Genomic DNA, 23,442 nt, shown 5'->3' on the forward strand with positions numbered 1-23,442 from the left:
GATTACTTAGCTAAACCAAAGGCTTTGGCTTGTTCACGGTATTGTTCAACCTGATTTTTGACGTAAGTATCCAATGCTTTGCCGCTTAGATTGAATTCAAACAGCCCACGCAAATCGCGCTGTTTTTTAAACTCTTCGGTTTGAGTCAATGTGTTAAAGGTGTTAATCCACCATTGGTATTCTTCTTCAGTCACTTTTGGCCCTAAATAGAAACCGCGAATAATTGGCCACACGAGATTGAAGCCTTGCTCTTTGGCCGTAGGAATATCAGCCAGTTGGCCGGGCAGACGCTGTTCGGAATACACCGCCAGCACGCGCAGTTTGTCACCGCTTAAATAAGGCACCATTTCGCTTAAATCACCGGACACTGCCTGAATATGGTTACCCAGCAGCGCCGTTACCGGCTCGCCGCCGCCTTCAAAGGCGACGTAGCGCATTTTGTGAGGATCAACGCCGACTTCGCGCGCCAGCAACGCGGTTTTCATCCAATCCTGACTTCCAATGGATGCTCCGGCGCCAAATACCACGCTGTTTGGATCTTTCTTGAACGCATCCATCAGATCTTTCAGCGTTTTATATGGAGAGTCGCTGCGTACCGCGATCATGCCGTAATCGGTGCCAACCGCAGCCAGCCACTTCACGTCGTTCGCGTTATAACGGCCGAATTTGTTTTGCGACAGGTTAAGCAGCGATCCGCCGGAAAATGCCACGACGGTGCCGAATTCCGCCGGGCGCTGTGCCACTATGGCGTTATAGGCGACGGCACCAACGCCGCCAGGCATGTAGGTGACGCGCATTGGGCGGTCAATGGCTTTGGTTTCCTGTAGGGAAACCTGAATCAATTTGCAGGTTAAATCAAAACCGCCGCCGGGCTTGGCGGGAGCAATACATTCGGTGCGTTTCGGTGGTTCTATCGCCAAAACTTGTTGTGCGGCTAACATCAGGACGGAAGCGGTGAGAGCACGGGTAATGATATTTTTCATAGCGATTCCTAAGTTATTTTCTAACAAACTGTGAGCCTTCCCGCGATTGCGAGGTTGCTGAATTGTTAAAACAATAACCTTTCAGTTACCTTTCAACGGTCAGGAAAAAGTACAGGATGTGATATGCGTCTCTTGTTGGTAGAAGATCATCCCGAATTATCCCATTGGTTACAGAAGGCTTTGACTCACGCGGGTTTTGCCGTGGATATCGCCAATGATGGAATTGAAGCCGAGCATTTGCTGCAAAACGAAAGCTATGCCTTAGTCGTTTTGGACGTTGCCTTGCCGCGATTGAATGGATTGGAGGTATTAGCCCGGCTACGTAAACGCGGACAAACTTTGCCAGTATTATTGCTGACGGCGCGTACAGAGGTAGCAGATCGGGTAAAAGGTCTGAATCTGGGTGCAGATGATTATCTCACCAAGCCTTTTGAACTCGATGAACTGGAGGCGCGCATTCGCGCTTTACTGCGACGCAGTGTGGGCGTTACTCAGCAAGCTCTGCAATTTGGTTCTCTGACTTATCATGATGAGGGATATTTTTTACTGGACGATAAACCCTTGGCGCTGACGCCTCGAGAGCTTGCGGTATTGACCACGCTGATGCATCGTCGCGGGCGGCCGGTGGCAAAACAGCAATTATTTGAGCAGGTTTTCACTCTGTCGGATGAAGCTAACCCGGAAAGTATTGAGCTGTATGTTCATCGGTTGCGTAAAAAATTGCTGGGGAGCGATGTGTCTATCATGACATTGCGCGGATTAGGATACAGTCTGGAAAGCGAACATGGGCAGGGCTAAAGGTGCAGGCCTGACAGCGCCGCGTTCGTTATTCCATCAATTATTGGTTTTTTTCGCTCTACCTTTACTGATTCTCGGCGGCCTTTCGATTTATACCCATTATATCAGCGCGATGAATGCGGCAACGCTGGCTTACGATCGCTCGTTGTTGGCCTCGGCCAGAACCGTGGCGGAACGGCTGGTAGTGAGAAACGGCCGTTTAGAAGTGGATGTGCCTTACATTGTCCTAGATAGTTTCGAACGTAACATGAATGATCAGCTTTATTATCAAGTCATTACACCGGAAGGCAAGAGCATTGCCGGTTACGATGATTTACCGCCGTTGCCGCCCAATACGCCGCGCTCGAATCTTTATCCCGCATTGGTACATTTTTATGATGCTCATTATGATGGAAAGCCGATTCGCGTGGCGGCGCTGTATCAGCCAGTTAACGAAGAGGGCGTAATGGGGATGGTGTTGGTGCTCGTGGCCGAAACGCTGGCATCGCGGCATAATCTGGCGCAACAGATTATGGTCTCTGCGGTGCTCACTCAGGGGGCCTTAGTGTTATTCACGCTGGCTATGGCTTATCTGCTGTTGAAGCGAATTCTTAAGCCGCTACGTAAACTTTCCAGCCTGATGTTACTGCGCGATCCCGGTGAGTTAACGCCACTGCCTAAAATTCTCCCTTGGTCTGAAATGGCACCGTTGCTGCTGGCATTTAACCGCTATATCCAGCGGCTGAGGGAAATGGTTGAGCGTCAGGGGCGATTCAGCGCCGATGCTTCTCACCAGCTGCGTACGCCTCTGGCGGTGCTGAAAACTCAGGCTGCAGTGGCTCTGGCTAGTAACGAACCGGCTCAATGGCGTGAGAGCCTACAGGCGATGAAACATACTCTAGATAACACGGTGGCGCTGACTGACCGTCTGTTACAGCTCTCCCGCGTTAAAGTGGTCGAACGAACTCTGCAACCCGTAAATCTCTCACAATTATTGCGGGACGCTTGTTTTGCCCGTTTGCCGCAGGCGCGTAGCAAGCAGATTGATTTGGGTTATGAGAGTGATGGCGAGTACCAAATTGCAGGGGATGGGCTGCTGCTGACCGAACTGTGCGATAACCTGTTGGATAACGCCTTGAAATACACGCCAGACGGTGGAACGGTCACTGCCCGCTTGCGTCAGGATCGGCATGTCGATCAATGTATTTTGGAAATTGAAGACAGTGGCCCCGGTATTGCCAATAACGAAACGGAACAGGCGCTTATTCCATTTCATCGTTTGGATAACGTTGGCGAACAGTCCGGAGCCGGCCTGGGGCTAGCGTTAGTCAAAGATATTGCTATTTACCATCAAAGCCATCTAGAGCTTTTGAGTGGAGAAAGTCTGGGCGGACTGCTGGTCCGCATCCGTTTTCATTTATTGGCTCAATTTGTTGGTAAGCTTAATGGTTAATAAAATCGCTGTATCAGGCTTTCAATCATTGTGTGCTACGAGCGGAGAAGGGCGCGCAGCTAAATCAGGCTTAATTATGCTGAAATGGGATGTTCAAAGTAATAGGAATGACAATCAACGTACTGGTACAGTATAGTGATAGATGGTATGGGTATAATTTTGACGGTGTCGACAGGTTATACCTTGGTAGTAAAGGTGAATGAAAACAATCCAGTATGAAATATAAGCGGTAACGGTGTTTTTGTTTTTTCTGTATAAATGGTCTTCTCAATCTCAGCGATGAAGTATTAATGAGCTATCAGGTCCTTGCCCGCAAGTGGCGTCCCCAAACTTTTGCTGAAGTTGTTGGTCAGGAACATGTTCTGACAGCGCTGGCTAATGGCCTTTCGTTAGGACGGATTCATCACGCCTATCTTTTCTCCGGTACTCGCGGTGTCGGTAAGACCTCTATTGCTCGTTTATTGGCAAAGGGGCTGAACTGTGAAATCGGTATTACCGCTACGCCATGTGGTCAATGCGCCAACTGCCTGGAAATTGAGCAGGGGCGTTTCGTCGATCTGATTGAGATCGATGCTGCTTCGCGCACCAAAGTGGAAGATACGCGCGAACTGCTGGATAACGTGCAATATGCGCCAGCGCGCGGCCGCTTTAAAGTTTATCTTATCGATGAAGTGCACATGCTTTCCCGCCACAGTTTCAACGCCCTGTTGAAAACGCTGGAAGAGCCGCCTTCACACGTAAAATTCCTGCTGGCGACGACGGATCCGCAGAAATTACCAGTGACGATCCTTTCCCGCTGCCTGCAATTTCATCTGAAAGCGCTGGATGTGGAACAAATCCGAGCTCAGCTTGAAAAAGTGCTTCAGGCTGAGCAAATCGACAGCGATGCTCGCGCGTTACAACTGCTGGCACGCGCGGCCGATGGCAGTATGCGCGATGCTCTGAGCCTGACCGATCAGGCGGTATCTATGGGGCAGGGGCAGGTGACCACTTCGACGGTCAGCCAGATGCTGGGAACCTTGGATGATGAACAGCCGCTGGCGATAATCGAAGCGCTGGTAAGCGCCGATGGTGCGCGGGTGATGGCGCAGATAGAACAGGCGGCGTCACGCGGTGTAGATTGGGAAAACCTGCTGGTTGAAACGCTCAGTCTGTTACATCGCATCGCAATGATTCAATTGCTGCCATCCATGCTGGATAATCATTACGCAGAAATCGAACCGCGTTTACGTGAATTGGCGCGTACTTTGCCGCCAACGGATATTCAGCTGTATTACCAGACATTGCTGGTGGGGCGTAAAGAGCTGGCTTATGCGCCGGATCGCCGTATGGGTGTTGAAATGACGTTGTTACGTGCTCTGGCTTTCCACCCAAAAGCGGTTATCGCCGAGCCGGAAGTTATTTCGCAGATTCCCTCCCCGATCGCTGCGCCAACTCATGCTATACCACAGCGTAACGCCGCGCCGCAGCCGGTAACGTCAACACTAGCTCGGGAAGAACCAACGCCGCCCGCATCGGTGCCAGAATCCACCGCTCAGCTATTGCAGGCGCGAACCCAGCTTTTACGACAGCATGGGACATCCAGCCCAAAAAAGAATGAGCCGGCAGCGCCTGACAAAGCGCGGCCGGCAATCTCGGCTCTGGAGCGATTGGCTTCAGTAACCGAGCGTAGTCAGCAGCGTCAGGCTGCCAAAGTCACTGAGGCGAAACCGAGTAAGAAAGAGGCGTATCGCTGGAAAGCGCAAAATGAACCTGAAGCACCACCGGAGCCGGTTGCTACGCCTAAAGCGTTACGTTCGGCGCTAGAACATGAGAAAACGCCGGAGCTATCGGCAAAATTAGCGGAAGAGGCGATTCTTCGCGACCCTTGGGCGGCGGAGATTAATCAGCTACAGATCCCTAAATTGGTTCAGCAGTTGGCGCTGAATGCATTTAAACAACAGATAGAACCGGGTAATATTTGCCTTCACCTGCGTTCGTCTCAGCGCCATCTGAATTCACCGTCCGCGCAGAAAGTGTTGACGGAAGCGTTAAGCGGGTTGTACGGCAGCCCGGTTGAACTGAGCGTGATTGAAGACGACAATCCAGCGGAATTAACGCCGTTGGAATGGCGACAGGCAATTTATGAAGAGAAGCTGGCGCAGTCGCGTCAGTCGATTCTTACGGATAAGAATATTCAGACTCTGCGTCGATTCTTTGATGCCGAGCTGGATGAAGAAAGTATCCGACCTATTTAATCGCTGCGGTACGTGCATGGTGCACAGACGCGGCCCTTGCTGTGAGAGAAGACTATGTTTGGTAAAGGCGGTATTGGCAATTTAATGAAACAAGCCCAGCAGATGCAGGAAAAAATGCAGCAGATGCAGGAAGAAGTCGCCAAATTGGAAGTTACCGGTGAAGCTGGCGCGGGCTTGGTTAAAGTGACTATCAACGGTGCGCATAACTGCCGCCGCGTTGAAATCGATCCAAGCCTGCTGGTGGAAGATGATAAAGAAATGCTGGAAGATTTGATTGCTGCGGCATTGAATGACGCCGCACGCCGCATTGATGAAACGCAAAAAGAAAAAATGGCTTCCGTATCCAGTGGTATGCAACTGCCACCGGGCTTTAAGATGCCGTTCTGATGCAAACCAGCCCACTCCTTGAAACATTAATGGAGTCGCTGCGCTGTTTACCGGGCGTAGGCCCAAAATCGGCGCAGCGTATGGCTTTCCACCTGCTACAGCGTGATCGTAGCGGTGGAATGCGTCTGGCTCAGGCGCTGACCCGCGCGATGTCGGAAATTGGCCACTGCGTCGATTGCCGTACTTTTACTGAGCAAGAAAGCTGTACCATTTGCGCTAATCCCCGTCGCCAACAAAACGGGCAGATTTGCGTAGTGGAAAGCCCGGCGGATATTCACGCCATTGAACAAACCGGGCAGTTTGGCGGGCGTTATTTTGTCCTGATGGGGCATTTATCGCCGTTGGACGGCATCGGCCCTGCGGATATCGGCCTGGACCTGTTGGAACAGCGGCTCGCCAGCGAAAGTATCAGCGAAGTCATTCTGGCCACTAACCCAACGGTGGAAGGTGACGCAACGGCTAACTATATTGGCCAGATGTGTGGCCAATATGGCGTATTGGCTAGCCGAATAGCGCATGGTGTGCCGGTGGGCGGTGAGTTGGAAATGGTAGATGGCACCACGCTGTCTCACTCTCTGGCTGGGCGACATCCGATCAAATATTGATCACCTTTCAGATCGGGCGACGGTTTATTATTGATTATCATATGAATAATCTCATTTGGGATCATCAGACCGTCGCCCCTGCTTATGCTTTTTTTCTCTCAAACATCACTTTTCAGACTTGAAACACCTCCTTACAACCCCCATCTGATCTCCATCATTCGGCTATATCCGCCTGCACAGTAATTTGCATTGAGGTAACTAATGAGTATGAAAGGTCAAGAAACCCGTGGTTTTCAGTCTGAAGTAAAACAACTGCTTCATTTGATGATTCACTCGCTTTACTCCAATAAAGAAATTTTCCTGCGCGAGCTGATCTCAAACGCTTCGGATGCGGCCGATAAGCTGCGTTTCCGTGCGCTTTCTGCCCCTGAATTATATGAAGGGGACGGTGAACTGCGCGTCCGTTTGTCTTGCGATAAAGAAAAACGCACTCTAACACTGAGCGATAACGGTATCGGTATGAGTCGCGACGAGGTGATTGAAAACCTGGGTACTATCGCTAAGTCCGGCACTAAAGCATTCCTGGAATCTATTGGTTCCGATCAGGCTAAAGATAGCCAATTGATTGGTCAGTTCGGCGTGGGCTTCTATTCTGCTTTTATCGTGGCAGATAAAGTTACCGTTCGTACTCGTGCCGCAGGCGAACCTGCGGATGCCGGTGTGTTTTGGGAATCAAAAGGTGAGGGCGATTACACTATCGCTGACATCACCAAAGAAGATCGCGGTACTGAAATCACCCTGCACCTGCGTGAAGGAGAAGATGAGTATCTGGACGATTGGCGTCTGCGCTCAATTATCAGCAAGTATTCCGATCACATCGCTCTGCCGGTGGAAATCGAAAGTAAAAACGAAGAAGACGGCACCGTTAGCTGGGAAAAAATTAACAAAGCCCAAGCGCTGTGGACGCGCAGTAAAGCCGATATTAGCGATGACGAATATAAAGCCTTCTACAAACATATTGCCCATGATTTTACCGATCCATTAATCTGGAGCCACAACCGCGTAGAAGGTAAGCAGGAATATACCAGTCTGCTATATATCCCAGCACAGGCACCTTGGGATATGTGGAACCGCGATCATAAACACGGCCTGAAACTGTATGTGCAGCGCGTGTTTATCATGGACGACGCCGAACAGTTTATGCCGAACTATTTGCGGTTTGTTCGCGGACTGATAGATTCTAACGATCTGCCGCTGAACGTATCTCGTGAGATTTTGCAGGACAGTCGTATTACCCAGAATTTGCGTAGCGCGCTGAGTAAACGTGTACTGCAAATGCTGGAAAAACTGGCGAAAGACGATGTGGAACAGTATCAGAAGTTCTGGCAACAGTTCGGCATGGTACTGAAAGAAGGCCCAGCAGAAGATGGTAGCAACAGAGAAACCATTGCTAAACTGCTGCGCTTTGCTTCAACCCACACCGACAGCTCGGCGCAAACCGTTTCGCTGGAGGATTATGTTAGCCGTATGGCTGAAGGTCAGGAGAAGATTTACTATATTACTGCCGACAGCTATGCCGCAGCGAAGAACAGCCCGCATCTGGAACTGTTCCGTAAGAAAGGCATCGAGGTTCTGCTGTTATCCGATCGTATTGACGAGTGGATGATGAGCTACCTGACTGAATTCGATGGCAAAGCCTTCCAGTCAGTGAGTAAGGCCGATGAATCCTTGGATAAACTGGTTGATGCAGAAACTCCTGAGCAGCAAGAAGCGGAAAAAGCGCTGGAGCCATTCGTTGAGCGCGTTAAAACGCTGCTGAATGACCGGGTTAAAGATGTACGCTTGACTCATCGTTTGACCGACACGCCGGCCATTGTCACCACCGGTGCCGATGAAATGAGCACGCAAATGGCAAAATTGTTTGCCGCTGCGGGTCAGCAAGCACCTGAAGTGAAATACATCTTCGAGCTGAACCCAGAACACGCGTTGGTAAAACGCGCCGCAGAAGTCAGTGATGAAAGCCTGTTTGCAGAGTGGGTTGAGCTGCTGCTCGATCAGGCTCTGTTGGCAGAGCGCGGGACTTTGGACGATCCAAACCAGTTCATCCGCCGCATGAATCAGTTACTGACAGCCTAATTTGCAATGCGATTGCCCCTGACCAATGGCTCGGTTAGGGGCATTTTAACCGCACAATCACTGCCTTTCCCTGCCAAATCAATTCAGTTAGTCCCATTTACTCAATTACCTCTTCCGGCAAGGTGCCTTGAGCGAACCCCCGTGGAAATGGTATGGTTATGCGTTTTCTGCATTTTCGATTTCATTCTAGTAAAAACACATAGAAAAACTACATAGCAAGGGGATTTACGCAATGCGTATCATTCTGCTGGGCGCTCCGGGCGCTGGTAAAGGAACTCAAGCGCAATTCATCATGGAGAAGTACGGTATTCCGCAAATTTCCACTGGCGATATGTTGCGCGCAGCTGTTAAAGCCGGTTCAGAATTGGGCTTAAAAGCAAAAGAAATTATGGATGCTGGCAAGTTGGTGACCGATGAGCTGGTTATCGCACTGGTAAAAGAGCGTATCACTCAAGACGATTGTCGCGACGGCTTTCTGCTTGATGGTTTCCCTCGTACCATTCCTCAGGCTGATGCCATGAAAGAAGCCGGGATTAAGGTTGACTACGTCCTAGAATTTGATGTGCCAGACGAATTGATCGTTGATCGCATCGTTGGCCGTCGTGTTCATGCTCCATCTGGCCGTGTTTATCATATCAAGTTCAACCCGCCTAAGGTTGAAGATAAAGATGACATTACCGGTGAAGAATTAACCATTCGTAAAGACGATCAGGAAGCAACGGTTCGCAAACGTTTGGTTGAGTACCATCAGCAGACGGCTCCGCTGGTTTCTTACTATCGTAAAGAAGCTGATGCAGGTAACACCCAGTACTTTAAATTAGACGGAACTCGTAAAGTTCCTGAAGTAAGCGCTGAATTAGCTACTATTTTGGGCTAATATGTTTGGGTAGACAAGAAGGCGGCCTTGGGTCGCCTTTTTGATATATTGCTGAGGTGAAGTAGCAGGCAGTTTATATTTATGGTCGCCTCGCTATAATAGCAATAAATAAACATGCTGTGCATCGCGGGTTTAAATACATTGCAGCTTATTAGTAAAGGAAGGGAACAGATTCATGCAAAGCAAACTTGGCGTTCTGATGGTCAATCTGGGAACGCCTGATGCCCCGACTACTCCAGCGATTAAGCGTTACCTGGCTGAGTTTCTCAGCGATCGCCGAGTAGTTGATACTTCCCCTTTGCTTTGGTGGCCTTTATTACACGGCGTCATACTGCCAATCCGTTCTCCGCGAGTGGCTAAACTGTATCAATCAGTTTGGATGGACGAAGGCTCGCCGCTATTGGTTTTTAGTCGTCGGCAGCAGCAAGCGCTAGCGGCCCGAATGCCGGATACACCGGTAGAACTTGGAATGAGCTACGGTTCACCCCATTTATCCGATGCCATAGAAAAACTGTTGGCACAAGGCGTAACTAAATTGGTTGTGTTACCGCTCTATCCTCAATATTCCTGTTCGACCAGCGCTGCCGTCTGGGATAGCGTTGCACGTATACTAAAAAATTATCGTCGTTTACCTTCTATCAGCTTTATTCGTGACTATGCAGAGCATCCTGCTTACATTGCCGCATTAAAACAAAGCGTAGAACGGTCTTTTGAGCAGCATGGTCAACCTGACCGTCTGGTGCTCTCTTTCCACGGAATCCCTAAACGTTACGCACAGCTTGGTGACGACTATCCGCTGCGTTGTGAAGATACAACCCGCGCGCTTACTGCGGCTGTGCCGCTGCCGGCAGAACAGATCATGATGACTTACCAGTCACGATTTGGTCGCGAACCCTGGCTCACTCCTTATACTGATGAAACCTTAAAAAACTTACCTTCGCAAGGTGTTAAGCATATACAGCTGATCTGCCCTGGTTTTTCCGCTGACTGTCTGGAAACGCTAGAGGAAATTAAAGAACAAAATCGTGAGATTTTTCTACATGCAGGCGGCGAGAAATTTGAATATATCCCTGCATTGAATGATGATATTGCGCATATAGACTTGCTTGAATTATTAGTTAAACAGCACATGTAGTGCCTTGCTAAATATAAGTGCTCTATATATAGATCTGCTTATGTTGTGCTGAAAATTTAATTTTTAAATACGCGTAGATATGAAAAAACGAAGTGAATACAGTTGGTTACGATTTATTGTGCAAAAGGCATTCTCCGGATTTTCTCGTATTATCTTAGTCAATTAAAGTGCGGCATAAATCACGTTTTTCTTGTAATGGCGGGGTATTAGTACGAGAATTGGCACAAAATTTTAATGCCTTAATTAAATGGATGTTTAACTTAAAATGTGTCTGCTGTTTAGGAATGCTCTGAGACCGGTTTAAGGCCAAAGCGCGTACCCTCAACACCCCCGGCGGGGCCACAGACCTAAACCTTCGAATCAGTGCATTGGTAGCTGCAAGCCAAGGGCGGTAGCGTGGGACTTTTATTCTATTCATACGACGATGTCTTTCATGGATGAAAAGATCACTACTCTGTGTATTTTGTTAAAAATCATTCGCTAAGATTAATTCTTAAAAAGATAAAAATCACTCATGCGAATTAATTTACCTATTTAAATTTATTTAATTCGGATTTATATATGTCTTTAGAAATTAAATTGCATCCATCCGGTGTTATTTTTACTTCTGATGGTACCGAAACCATTCTGGATGCAGCACTAGAAAATAATATCAACATTGAGTACAGCTGCAAGGACGGAACCTGTGGCGCTTGTAAGGCAGTCGTGCTATCAGGCGAGGTTGAGCAAGGGGAGAATACATTCTTATCCGAAGAGGATATTGCGAATGGTTCTATACTAACTTGTTGTTCAAAAGCAAAGTCTAATGTTGAGTTAGACGTTCATTATTATCCTGAACTTAGTCATATAAAGAAGAAAACCTATCCATGCAAGGTTGACAATATTGAGTATATTGGCGATGACATTGCTATTTTGTCGCTAAGGCTGCCACCTAGTGCCAACATTGAGTATTTGGCTGGACAATATATTGATTTAATACTGAATGGGCAACGCCGTAGTTATTCTATTGCAAACGCGCCCGGTGGGAATGTTGAATTGCATATACGGAAAGTTTCTAATGGGCTTTTCAGTAATATCATTTTTAACGAATTAAAACCACAGCAACTCTTACGTATTGAAGGTCCGCAGGGCACTTTCTTTGTGCGTGAGAATAATGAACCTATTATATTCCTTGCCGGTGGAACTGGTTTCGCTCCCGTTAAGTCTATGGTTGAATCATTGATTTCTAAGAATGATCAACGTGAAATGTATATTTATTGGGGAATGCCAACAGGGAATAGTTTTTATTCAGATATCGCAAGGGAGTGGGCAATTCAGTACCCTAATATTCATTATATTCCTGTAGTCTCAGGTCATGATGAAAGTTGGACTGGTGCAACTGGATTTGTACATCAGTCAGTTCTTAACGATATCGACGATCTCAGTCCATTTAATGTTTATGCCTGCGGTTCCTTAGCTATGATATCTGCTGCGCGAGCTGATTTTATAAAAAATGGATTAAACGAAAATAAATTTTTCTCTGATGCCTTTGTGCCATCAAAATAGCTTTGATTTGTCAAAGTAATACGTAATGGAGATTCTAGTGAAAGCAGTCATTCTTGCCGGTGGTCTTGGGACCCGTCTTAGTGAAGAAACCGTAGTTAAGCCAAAACCAATGGTGGAAATTGGGGGGAAACCGATCCTCTGGCATATTATGAAACTTTATTCATCCTACGGAATAAATGATTTTGTTATTTGCTGTGGTTATAAAGGCTATGTCATTAAAGAGTATTTTGCGAACTACTTTATGCATATGTCCGATATTACATTCTGCATGCGTGATAATGAAATGACGGTACACCAAAAACGCGTCGAGCCTTGGAATGTTACCTTGGTTGATACCGGTGAGAATTCAATGACTGGTGGTCGCTTACGTCGAGTAAAAGATTACGTTAAAGACGATGAAGCCTTTTGCTTCACCTATGGTGATGGTGTCAGCGACGTGAATATCGCGGAATTGATTAAATTCCATAAAAATCACGGTAAGCAAGCAACTTTAACTGCTACTTATCCGCCAGGCCGTTTCGGTGCTTTAGACATCAAAGATAAACAGGTTCGTAGCTTTAAAGAGAAGCCTAAAGGTGATGGCGCTTTAATCAACGGTGGCTACTTTGTCCTGTCTCCTAAAGTTATTGATCTAATTGATGGCGATAACTCAACTTGGGAGCAAGAACCATTAATGACTCTGGCTGAGCAGGGCGAACTGATGGCTTTTGAGCATACAGGTTTCTGGCAGCCAATGGATACACTGCGTGACAAACTCTACCTGCATGAACTGTGGGAAGAAGGACGCGCACCTTGGAAGGTATGGGAATAAAAAATGATTGATGCAAGCTTCTGGCAAGGTAAACGTGTTTTTGTAACAGGTCATACCGGGTTTAAAGGTGGATGGCTGAGTTTGTGGTTGCAGAACATGGGGGCAACGGTTAAAGGTTATTCTCTGGCTGCGCCAACTGAACCTAGCCTATTTGAAACTGCCCGCGTAGCTGACGGGATGGAATCAGAAATCGGCGATATTCGCGATCAACAAAAACTATTAAACTCAATTCGTGAATTTCAGCCAGAAATCGTTTTCCATATGGCGGCTCAACCGCTGGTAAGACTATCCTACTCGGAACCCGTTGACACATATTCAACTAACGTTATGGGCACCGTTTATTTACTGGAAGCAATCCGTCAGGTTGGTGGCATCAAAGCTGTGGTTAATATCACCAGCGATAAATGCTATGACAATAAAGAATGGATATGGGGCTATCGTGAAAATGAAGCGATGGGAGGATATGATCCATATTCCAACAGTAAAGGTTGCGCTGAGTTAGTCACATCTTCTTATCGTAACTCTTTCTTTAATCCAGCCAAGTACGATCAGCATGGTACAGCACTGGCAACTGTCCGCGCCGGAAATGTTATAGGCGGCGGCGATTGGGCTTTGGACCGTATTGTTCCGGACATTTTACGTGCTTTCGAAGAGTCAAAACCTGTTATTATCCGCAATCCTCACGCCATTCGTCCTTGGCAGCATGTGCTTGAACCGTTGTCCGGTTATATTTTACTGGCGCAAAAGTTGTACGACGGTGGCGTAGAATATGCCGAGGGCTGGAACTTTGGTCCGAATGAAGCGGATGCGACCCCGGTTCAAAATATTGTTGAAAAAATGGTCGAATTTTGGGGGGGTGATGCAAGCTGGCAATTGGATGGTAATGAACATCCGCACGAAGCTCATTACTTAAAGTTAGATTGTTCAAAAGCTAAAATGCAACTTGGTTGGCATCCACGTTGGAGCCTTAATACCACGCTGGAATATATTGTGGCTTGGCATAAAGCCTGGCTAGCTGGCGAAGACATGCATGAATATAGTGTTACCGAAATTAATAATTACATGAAAACTAGATGATTTGAGGTCATAGAAAATGAGTCAAGAAGAATTACGTCAACAGATTGCTGGGTTAGTTGCTCAGTACGCTGAAACGGCTATGGCCCCTAAGCCATTTGAAGCAGGTAAAAGTGTCGTTCCACCTTCAGGTAAAGTTATTGGTGCTAAAGAACTTCAGCTGATGGTTGAAGCATCTTTGGATGGGTGGTTAACTACCGGTCGTTTTAATGATGCTTTTGAGAAAAAATTAGGGGAATATCTCGGTGTTCCTCATGTACTGACAACCACTTCAGGTTCTTCGGCTAACCTGCTAGCGCTTACTGCGCTAACCTCGCCAAAACTTGGTGCACGTGCGTTGAAGCCAGGCGATGAAGTGATTACTGTTGCTGCTGGTTTCCCTACTACTGTTAACCCTACCATTCAGAATGGCTTAATTCCTGTCTTCGTTGATGTTGATATTCCAACTTATAATGTGAACGCCAGCCTGATCGAAGCAGCTGTCAGTGATAAAACTAAAGCCATTATGATTGCTCATACGCTGGGTAATTTATTTGATCTGGCTGAAGTTCGCCGTGTAGCGGATAAATATAACCTTTGGCTTATTGAAGATTGCTGTGATGCATTAGGCTCAACCTATGATGGCAAAATGGCGGGTACATTTGGTGATATTGGTACCGTTAGTTTCTACCCTGCTCACCATATTACTATGGGTGAGGGTGGGGCGGTATTTACCAAATCAGCAGAGTTGAAGAGTATTATTGAATCCTTCCGTGACTGGGGCCGTGACTGCTATTGCGCACCAGGCTGTGATAACACCTGTAAAAAACGCTTTGGCCAACAACTAGGTTCTCTACCATTCGGTTATGACCATAAATATACCTATTCTCACTTAGGTTATAACCTTAAAATTACGGATATGCAGGCTGCCTGTGGTTTGGCTCAGCTTGAAAGCGTAGAAGAATTTGTAGAAAAGCGTAAAGCCAATTTTAAATACCTAAAAAGTGCTTTGCAGTCTTGTGAGCAATTCCTCGAACTGCCGGAAGCCACACCAAACTCAGATCCATCTTGGTTCGGTTTCCCAATAACGCTTAAAGAAGACAGCGGTGTAACCCGTATCGATTTGGTTAAATTCTTAGATGAAGCCAAAATTGGTACACGTTTACTGTTCGCTGGAAACTTAACGCGCCAGCCGTATTTCCACGACGTGAAGTATCGCGTTGTCGGTGAGTTGACTAATACAGACCGTATTATGAACCAAACCTTCTGGATCGGTATTTATCCAGGCCTGACACATGATCATCTGGATTACGTGGTCAGTAAGTTTGAAGAATTCTTTGGTTTGAATTTCTAATCGAGGTTGGCCAGTATTGCACTGGCCAAATATTAAATGAAAATAGCGTTGACTGGTGGGACCGGTTATATAGGTGGTTTCTTAATTCCGAAACTTATAGAAAAATATGGGGTTATTTATAATATAGGGAGAGATAAAGTAACATCGATATCAGCCGATGGAGAAATTGAATATGCGAAATTTTCTATAGATTCGCTAACCTTTATTTTAAATGAATTATCCCCTGATCTTATTGTAAATTTAGCCGCGGGTTATTACAAACCCGGAGAAATACCTGATCTTAATGTGATTGATGGTAATCTTAAAATCCCATTTATCTTATTGGAATATTTTAAAAAACGCGGCCATGGTCGATTTGTCAATATTGGTAGCTATTGGGAGTTTAGTAATTCAATCCGAAATGTTGAGGGCGTGAATCCTTATGGAATCATTAAGTCAGCTTTAAGGGATTTGTTAAAGTATTATTCTAGTTACAATGTAAAATATACTAATATTATGTTATATGGAACCTATGGGGAAAATGATAATAGGGGGAAAATACTAGATGCTATTATTAACAGTGCAAAAGCTGAGATAGCTCTTAAATTATCGCCTGGAGAACAAAAACTGAATCTTGTTTATATAGAAGATGTGGTGAATGCAATCATGGATGTTGTCTGTTCTGAGAGTGAAAATTATCAAAACAAGACACTTTCTATCTTTAATCCACATGAGTATACAGTAAAAGATATTGTGGAGTTAGTTAATAAAAATAGTAATAGAAGGGAATTACTTGTTGAGTTCGGTTCTTATGGATATAGAGAAGATGAAGTGCTAAAACCTGAATATAAATTTGAAAACATTGGATTAATAGAGGATAAATTAGAATCTTATATAACTCGGTGTTTAGATGAGTCTTGATTTAATAGTGTGTAAGTTTTTCTATTGATTATATAAATAATTGCGAATTCTTCTGAGTGATACAATTAATAATGGTGGTTCGTGAAATTTTTAATTAAAAAAATACCTAATCATCTATGGATAGCACTATCTTCTTGGATTTCCAGAATTGTTTCTGCAGGAATTCAACTTTTAAGTATTAGATACTTACTAGATTTAATGGGTGAGAATGGCTACGCTGCCTTTACTTTACTTGCTGGCCTTGTTGCTTGGGGAGCATTAGCTGATTTTGGCATCGGATATAGTTTACAAAATTTTATATCAGAGCAAAGAGCAAATAAAAAACAGTATAATGACTATATATTGACTTCTGCGTGTTTAATATCAATTGGGATATTGGTATTAGCGTCAATACTGTGGCCGATAACAAAATTTTTAGCTCCAGTATATCTGCAAGGGTTTGATAATAATACTATTTATGATAAGCATTTATTGCTATACATCACTCTTTGTATTTTTATTTTTACCAGTTTTGGCGGAGTTCTATATAAAATATTGTTCGCTGAACAAAGAGGTTGGATTGCTAATGTGATCACCGCACTTGCTTCTTTACTAGGCCTTATACTAATAGTCATATTCAGTAAATATAGCGCATCTAGTAGCATATATTTAGCTATTATCATGTTTTTTGGTCCAGCAGCATTAATACCTGTCACGATATTTATTTCAAGAATTATAAAAACATTTAGAGCCGAAGCGACTGATGATTTTGATCATGATTTAGTTAAAATAATTTTAAAGAGGTCATCTGGTTTTTTGTTCTTTGCATTTTTAGCCACAATTGTTCTTCAGGCAGATTATATAGTGATGTCTCAGAAATTAGTCGCTAGTGATATCATTGTTTACACTGTATTAATTAAAATATTTGGATTGATCCTTTTTGTTTATTCTGCATTATTACAGGCTCTTTGGCCGGTATGTGCTGAATACAGAGTTCAAAACAAATGGTCGGAATTAAATTTAATAGTAAATAAATATATTATGCTAGGCGCTATTTTTATCGTCATTTGTAGCGTTGGCTTTTATCTATTTAAAACACAAATCATTGGTCTTATCTCTAAAAAAATAAATCCTAATATAGATGTTACCACGATAGCCTTATTTGGTGTGTATTTCCTACTGCGTATTTGGACTGATACATATGCGATGCTCCTACAAAGCATGAATTATTTACGGCCGTTATGGTATTTAGTGCCTGTTCAAGCAATTCTTAGTTTGAGCCTCCAGTGGACTTTAGCATCAGTTTACGGGATGAAAGGTATGTTAACTGGATTGATTTTATCTTTTTTATTTACTGTGGTTATATTTCTTCCTGTTTTCTATAAGAGAAAAATAAAGGAATTACAGTCTGTTTAAAATGTAGAGCTGTCTGTTTTTCACACCATTTTAAAAGTTACTTGTTTTCTCAAAGAGCGTTCAAAGGATTTTAGATGAACCGTATTAAAATTTCATTTTGTATTCCAACATACAATCGTTGTGATTTCTTGTCTGAATTGATTGATAGCATTATTTCTCAAACTAATAATAGAAATGATATAGAAATATGTATATCAGATAATGCTTCGACAGACAATACAAGCGAGATGATAGAAAATTTTAGAAAAAACACCAACACGTCAATTGTATATAAAAGAAATAATAAAAACATTGGTCCGGATAAAAATTATTTGGCCGCTGTTTCTTTAGCATCAGGTGAATATTGCTGGCTTTTTGGTAGTGATGATGTTTTATCCGATGGAGCTCTCGATGAAATAGATAAATATCTAGCGTCAGGATGTGATATTTATCTGTGCGATCGTTATGAGTGTGATCTGTCTATGAACAGAATCTCATACAAACCATGGATGACTACTGGAGATTCTCTCTATTTAACTAATGATAAAGATGAACTAATCAAATATTTTAACAATAGTAATTCTATTGGTGCTACCTTCAGCTTCCTTGGTTCTAATATTGTAAAACGAAGCTCGTGGGAGAATGTATCCTTTGATGAATCATTTATTGGTAGCGCATATAGCCATGTTTTTTATCTATTAGATATCGTGACGCATGGTGCAAAAGTCCAATATATAAATAAACCATTAGTTGATACTCGACTTGGAAATGATTTCTTTGCTAAAGATGGTGTAGTGAAAAGAATAGAAATAGACTTTAATGGGTATATGAAATTCGCTGAAAAATTCTACTCAAACGACCCTGATGTGAAATCTGCTTTTTTAGCCATTTTACTAAGAGAGCATTCAATTTTTCATACTAACATCTTAACTTCGGTGTATGGTGAAAAGGAACAAAGAAATAGAATGAAGCATAATTTTAAGTATTCTGGTGCTAATTCTTTATTAGTTGACTTTGTTTATTTTATTAGGCCTTTATATGTGTTTGCTTCAAAATTAAAGCTTGAATTCATGTATAAAAAAATTCGGCGATTGTTATTTAAGTGATTGTAATTATTAATTAGTTTAGGGTGTGATTTATCTTTTTCTATGGATGCATTAGCAAAAAAATCTAGAGGGCTAGTCACTGTAATTCGTCCATGTTCCAATAGAGTAAGACGAAGTCTATAAATTTCTGCATGAAATGGTAGATTACTCTCGATACAAATATTTGGAATACTCTTTTGAGTATTATATCATTACGTTTTTAGTCTTTATATTCATAAGATTATAGTTAAATATACTGTATGATCATTAATATTGGTGCGCGATGGAATTTTATGAGCTGAGATACCCATTCAATAATATATTTGAATATGTAAGAGATTATGCATTAAATGTTGAGGGGATACATTTAGCTATTGGGTTTTTTATTGTTTTTTATATTATTTATAGTGTGTGCAAATCTAAGCTTCTAGGTGAAGAAAAACTAGGAACCTTGGTTGTATTTTTATGGCCATTTACCAATCCAGCTTATATATATATAATAAGTTTGGCTGAATTTTTCCTGGTTTTAAATGCGCTCTATATCATTATTTTTGGTGCGCGATTTAATAAAAATATAATTTTCACTCAATTCGTTTTATTATGCTTTTCTATTTTACTTCACTTTATTATGGTCAATTTATATCTGTTGTTGTCTACAGGGAAATTTATTATTCTTCAAGGTGACGCCGTCGGTATCAGTTTGGCTGGTGACAACTTCTTTAATAGATTTATTGTTATATTCAAAGTGCTACTTATTCCATTTTTATTTTTATCATTTTCTAAAGTAAAAAGTATAGCAACATTATCAGAAATTAGTCGGATCGGTTCTAAAGTTGCAGCATTAATTTCGGTAGTTTATATTATACAATTTGTTGTTCTTTTATCCGGGCGCGTACCATATGGTACTTTTGATAGTGCAGGTTTTGGCGGCTTTCCCTCTTTTGCTGCAGTATCAGTTGAGCGAGGACACCTTTCAAAATTTATGGCACCATTCCTACCATTTTTATTAATAGATATGTATCTAAATAGGCGCTACATGCCTATAATATTATATACATCAATGATGTTGCTGAACTTCTCTGCGTCAGGATATATTTTTTTTGCATGTGCAATTTTCGCGACAATCTTTTTGTGTCGACGCGTTATTTTCACTCGTGAAAATGCTAAATATACTCTTCCAGCAGTATTTCTTTCTCTGGTTATTACTTCAATATATCTTTGGTTTTTTTCAAGTACATTGAATTATCTTCTAGATAAAGTTTTTGATTTTGTATTCTCAGGAGATGAAACAGGTGGACGGACTATTTCTCTTTTGATGCAGTATCTTGATTTATATCCATACGGTTTTGGGTATGGAGGAAGTACTTTTAGAACGATATATGGACTCCCGGAAATAAACATGGGAATATATTCCATGTTTACTCAGATTGGTATTATTGCATTCTTCTTTTATGTCTATCTGATTGGATGTGCAATAGTTGTTTCAAAACGCTCAAAAACAGTAGTTGAAAAAATATTATGCGGTGGTGTGATACTCATGCCTATCGTATTTTCCGCAGATATACTATGGTTTGTTCCTACATATTGGGCTCCACTGATTTTGATTTCGTGGTTTCAAATTAATAGAGAAAGGTAATCTTAATGGGAATAATTATGGTGTGTTTTTATGAAATTAATTTATGATGGGATTATTAATTCACTGCAAAGTAATGGCGGTATTACTGTTTATTTTAAAGAGATAGTTACTCGCCTGCCTGGTGGGGATTTTGATTGGTATTCTTATGATGATAAAATTGGTGATGTAGGCGTTAAAAGTACGGAGCTTAAAAGCCGTATTTTTGAACGCTATAGAGATTGCTTATTACCAGATATAAATAAAGAGATATCTCCAATATTTCATTCATCCTACTATCGTCTGCCCAAAGAGGATATGCCTGTAGTTACAACGGTTCATGATTTTACATATGAAAAGTTTGTCAGCGGTCCTGCGAAATGGGTACATACATGGCAAAAAAATAGAGCGGTGAAACATAGTGATTTGATCATTTGTGTTTCTGAAAATACTGCGAAAGATTTACAGTATTATTGCTCTGTTCCTAGTGATAAAATTAGAATTATTCACAATGGTGTGTCGGAGAAATATCATCCTTTAGTGCTAACAAAAACTCATACGAATAAAGTTATCTTTGTTGGTGCTCGAGGCGGATATAAAAATTTTGATATTGCCGTAAAAGTTATATCGAGACTCCCTCATCTTGAGTTATCTGTGGTGGGGGGGGGCGAGTTTACTGATAGAGAATTATCGCTATTAAATCAGCATCTACCGCATCGCTATCATTGGTTAGGGCGCTTGAGTGATGAAGCTTTGAATGAGGCTTACAATTCTGCTTATGCATTACTATATCCGTCGAGTTACGAGGGATTCGGTATTCCCATCTTAGAAGCTATGCGTGCCGGATGCCCTGTAGTCGCTGTGGGAGTGTCTTCAATACCAGAGGTTGCTGGAGATGCGGCGATATTAGTGAACCGACCTAGTGTGGATGAATTAGTCGAAGGTTTAGTCGCTATAGATAATGAAAGGTCTAAGCTTATTGAATTTGGCTTTCAGCAAGCAGCCAAATTCTCATGGGATAAGTGTTATCAAGAAACACTCAATGTTTATAAAGAATTGAATAAATAATACGGATTACAATATTATGACTAAAATTGCGCTCATTACAGGTATTACTGGACAAGATGGTTCTTATTTGGCTGAATTTTTGTTAGAGAAAGGTTACGAGGTTCATGGTATTAAACGCCGAGCTTCCTCCTTTAATACCAGCCGTGTTGATCATATTTATCAAGATCGTCATGAAGAAAATCCTCGTTTCTTTTTACATTATGGCGATCTAACTGATACTTCCAATTTGATTCGCTTAGTTCAAGAAATTCAGCCTGATGAAATTTATAACTTAGGTGCACAGTCACATGTAGCTGTTTCATTTGAGTCACCTGAATATACGGCTGATGTTGATGCTATGGGGACGTTGCGTTTATTAGAAGCGATTCGAATTAATGGGTTAGAAAAAAAGACTCGTTTCTATCAAGCGTCGACTTCAGAACTTTATGGATTAGTACAAGAAACCCCTCAGCGCGAAACGACTCCGTTTTATCCGCGTTCTCCTTATGCTGTGGCCAAGATGTATGCTTATTGGATTACGGTTAACTACCGGGAATCTTATGGCATGTATGCGTGTAACGGCATACTGTTTAACCATGAATCTCCACGTCGGGGTGAGACATTTGTTACTCGCAAAATTACTCGTGCTGTAGCAAACATTGCTTTGGGTTTGGAAAATTGTCTCTATTTAGGCAATATGGATTCGTTACGTGACTGGGGGCATGCGAAAGATTATGTTCGTATGCAATGGATGATGCTTCAACAAGAGAAGCCAGAAGATTTTGTTATTGCGACAGGTAAACAGATTACTGTTCGCGAGTTTGTTCGTATGTCGGCAAAAGAAGCTGGAATTGAACTGGAGTTCAGTGGTGAAGGTGTTGATGAAATAGCTACTGTTGTGGCAGTTAGCGGTAATCATGCCTCTGCAGTAAAAGTTGGCGACGTTATTGTTCGTGTTGATCCTCGTTATTTCCGCCCTGCAGAAGTTGAAACACTGCTGGGTGATCCAGCAAAAGCCAAGAAAGTTTTGGGCTGGGTTCCTGAAATTACTGTTGAAGAAATGTGTGCTGAAATGGTTGCAAGCGACTTACAACAAGCTAAACAGCATGCTTTGCTGAAAGCCAACGGTTTTGATGTATCCATTTCGTTGGAGAATTGATGATAATGGATAAGAAACGGGTATTTGTTGCAGGCCATCGCGGCATGGTTGGTTCTGCCATTGTGCGCCAACTTAAGAATCGCAGCGATATTGAATTGGTTCTCAGAACTCGTGATGAACTAGACCTGATATCTCAAGCTGCAGTGCAGGCATTTTTCACTGATGAAAAAATAGATGAAGTCTATTTGGCCGCAGCGAAAGTCGGAGGAATTCAGGCTAATAATAATTATCCGGCAGAGTTCATCTACGAAAACTTAATGATCGAATGCAATATTATTCATGCTGCACACCTAGCCAATGTACAAAAACTGCTATTTTTGGGTTCTTCGTGTATCTATCCTAAACTAGCAGAACAGCCAATGACTGAGGCCGCGCTGTTAACTGGTATTTTGGAGCCAACGAATGAGCCTTATGCTATCGCTAAAATAGCAGGGATAAAGTTGTGCGAATCATATAATCGTCAATATGGTCGTGATTACCGTAGCGTAATGCCAACCAATCTCTATGGTGAAAATGATAATTTCCATCCTGAAAACTCCCATGTAATTCCTGCATTATTACGCCGTTTCCATGAGGCGAAATTACATAATGATGAGGAAATGGTTGTGTGGGGAACAGGGAAACCAATGCGCGAATTTCTACATGTAGATGATATGGCAGCTGCCAGCGTACATGTTATGGAATTATCTAACCAGATATACGCTGCTAATACTCAGCCCATGCTTTCTCATATTAATGTCGGTACAGGTGTAGATTGTACGATAAAAGAATTAGCTGAAACTATGGCAAAAGTGGTGGGATTCACGGGCAAACTAGTCTTTGACGCAACGAAGCCTGATGGAACTCCGCGCAAGTTGATGGATGTTAGTAGGTTAGCCAAATTAGGATGGAGTTATCATATTTCCTTGGAAGAAGGACTCATGATGACTTATCAGTGGTTTTTGGATAACCAGCATAATTTCAGGAAATAAT

General features: G+C 42.9%; 20 protein-coding genes and 1 other annotated feature. Of the genes, 19 read left to right on the forward strand and 1 reads right to left on the reverse strand.

All coding sequences use genetic code 11. The features are described from left to right. Positions 1-2: 2 nt before the first annotated feature. On the reverse strand, positions 3-983 hold the full coding sequence (locus AD970_RS10750) for a Bug family tripartite tricarboxylate transporter substrate binding protein (RefSeq protein WP_049598602.1): 981 nt from the start codon (positions 981-983) through the stop codon (positions 3-5). Between the two features lie 123 nt (positions 984-1,106). On the opposite strand from AD970_RS10750, the gene tctD reads away from it, so the two are divergent. From tctD to fcl, 19 genes are all read left to right on the forward strand, one after another. After that, the gene (tctD, locus tag AD970_RS10755) at positions 1,107-1,781 is read left to right on the forward strand and encodes a transcriptional regulator TctD (protein ID WP_049598603.1); all 675 of its coding nucleotides are present in this window, start codon (positions 1,107-1,109) and stop codon (positions 1,779-1,781) included. Further along, complete coding sequence (locus tag AD970_RS10760) at positions 1,768-3,213, forward strand: sensor histidine kinase (RefSeq protein WP_049598605.1); 1,446 nt, start codon at positions 1,768-1,770, stop codon at positions 3,211-3,213. The genes tctD and AD970_RS10760 overlap by 14 nt, the downstream gene beginning before the upstream one ends. A 290-nt stretch (positions 3,214-3,503) precedes the next feature. Continuing rightward, positions 3,504-5,450, forward strand: a complete 1,947-nt coding sequence (dnaX, locus tag AD970_RS10765; protein ID WP_049598607.1) for a DNA polymerase III subunit gamma/tau — start codon at positions 3,504-3,506, stop codon at positions 5,448-5,450. Next, positions 4,783-4,847 (forward strand) — a sequence feature (DnaX frameshifting element). It overlaps the preceding gene by 65 nt. Before the next feature lie 54 nt (positions 5,451-5,504). After that, positions 5,505-5,837 carry a YbaB/EbfC family nucleoid-associated protein gene (locus AD970_RS10770; protein WP_049598609.1) on the forward strand — a complete coding sequence of 111 codons (333 nt, stop codon included), beginning with the start codon at positions 5,505-5,507 and terminating at the stop codon, positions 5,835-5,837. Then, positions 5,837-6,442, forward strand: coding sequence for a recombination mediator RecR (gene recR, locus AD970_RS10775; RefSeq protein ID WP_049598610.1), 606 nt, complete (start codon positions 5,837-5,839; stop codon positions 6,440-6,442). The genes AD970_RS10770 and recR overlap by 1 nt, the downstream gene beginning before the upstream one ends. A gap of 207 nt (positions 6,443-6,649) precedes the next feature. After that, positions 6,650-8,518, forward strand: coding sequence for a molecular chaperone HtpG (gene htpG / locus AD970_RS10780; RefSeq protein WP_049598716.1), 1,869 nt, complete (start codon positions 6,650-6,652; stop codon positions 8,516-8,518). Between the two features lie 232 nt (positions 8,519-8,750). Then, positions 8,751-9,395: an adenylate kinase gene (adk, locus tag AD970_RS10785; RefSeq protein WP_049598612.1), complete on the forward strand. Its 645-nt coding sequence runs from the start codon at positions 8,751-8,753 to the stop codon at positions 9,393-9,395. 175 nt (positions 9,396-9,570) lie between these two features. Continuing rightward, positions 9,571-10,530, forward strand: a complete 960-nt coding sequence (hemH, locus tag AD970_RS10790; protein ID WP_049598613.1) for a ferrochelatase — start codon at positions 9,571-9,573, stop codon at positions 10,528-10,530. Positions 10,531-11,091: 561 nt separating this feature from the next. Further along, positions 11,092-12,075, forward strand: a complete 984-nt coding sequence (locus AD970_RS10795) for a CDP-6-deoxy-delta-3,4-glucoseen reductase (RefSeq protein WP_049598615.1) — start codon at positions 11,092-11,094, stop codon at positions 12,073-12,075. 37 nt (positions 12,076-12,112) lie between these two features. Then, positions 12,113-12,886, forward strand: coding sequence for a glucose-1-phosphate cytidylyltransferase (rfbF, locus tag AD970_RS10800; RefSeq protein ID WP_049598616.1), 774 nt, complete (start codon positions 12,113-12,115; stop codon positions 12,884-12,886). Between the two features lie 3 nt (positions 12,887-12,889). Beyond that, positions 12,890-13,963, forward strand: a complete 1,074-nt coding sequence (gene rfbG, locus AD970_RS10805; RefSeq protein ID WP_072080637.1) for a CDP-glucose 4,6-dehydratase — start codon at positions 12,890-12,892, stop codon at positions 13,961-13,963. A 16-nt stretch (positions 13,964-13,979) separates the two neighbouring features. Beyond that, positions 13,980-15,293 carry a lipopolysaccharide biosynthesis protein RfbH gene (rfbH, locus tag AD970_RS10810; protein WP_049598618.1) on the forward strand — a complete coding sequence of 438 codons (1,314 nt, stop codon included), beginning with the start codon at positions 13,980-13,982 and terminating at the stop codon, positions 15,291-15,293. 36 nt (positions 15,294-15,329) lie between these two features. Further along, positions 15,330-16,193: an NAD-dependent epimerase/dehydratase family protein gene (locus tag AD970_RS10815; protein ID WP_049598619.1), complete on the forward strand. Its 864-nt coding sequence runs from the start codon at positions 15,330-15,332 to the stop codon at positions 16,191-16,193. A gap of 81 nt (positions 16,194-16,274) precedes the next feature. Next, on the forward strand, positions 16,275-17,588 hold the full coding sequence (locus AD970_RS19635; RefSeq protein WP_049598620.1) for an MATE family efflux transporter: 1,314 nt from the start codon (positions 16,275-16,277) through the stop codon (positions 17,586-17,588). A gap of 74 nt (positions 17,589-17,662) precedes the next feature. Beyond that, positions 17,663-18,673 (forward strand): glycosyltransferase family 2 protein, encoded by a 1,011-nt coding sequence (locus AD970_RS10825; RefSeq protein WP_049598623.1) that lies wholly within the window; start codon positions 17,663-17,665, stop codon positions 18,671-18,673. A 262-nt stretch (positions 18,674-18,935) separates the two neighbouring features. Next, complete coding sequence (locus AD970_RS10830; protein ID WP_049598626.1) at positions 18,936-20,288, forward strand: hypothetical protein; 1,353 nt, start codon at positions 18,936-18,938, stop codon at positions 20,286-20,288. A gap of 30 nt (positions 20,289-20,318) precedes the next feature. Beyond that, positions 20,319-21,332 (forward strand): glycosyltransferase family 4 protein, encoded by a 1,014-nt coding sequence (locus AD970_RS10835; RefSeq protein ID WP_049598627.1) that lies wholly within the window; start codon positions 20,319-20,321, stop codon positions 21,330-21,332. Positions 21,333-21,348: 16 nt separating this feature from the next. Then, positions 21,349-22,470 (forward strand): GDP-mannose 4,6-dehydratase, encoded by a 1,122-nt coding sequence (gene gmd / locus AD970_RS10840; protein WP_049598628.1) that lies wholly within the window; start codon positions 21,349-21,351, stop codon positions 22,468-22,470. 5 nt (positions 22,471-22,475) lie between these two features. Then, positions 22,476-23,441 (forward strand): GDP-L-fucose synthase, encoded by a 966-nt coding sequence (gene fcl, locus AD970_RS10845; protein ID WP_049598719.1) that lies wholly within the window; start codon positions 22,476-22,478, stop codon positions 23,439-23,441. The last annotated feature ends 1 nt before the right edge of the window (position 23,442 follow it).

This window comes from Yersinia nurmii (assembly GCF_001112925.1).
Taxonomy (GTDB): domain Bacteria; phylum Pseudomonadota; class Gammaproteobacteria; order Enterobacterales; family Enterobacteriaceae; genus Yersinia; species Yersinia nurmii.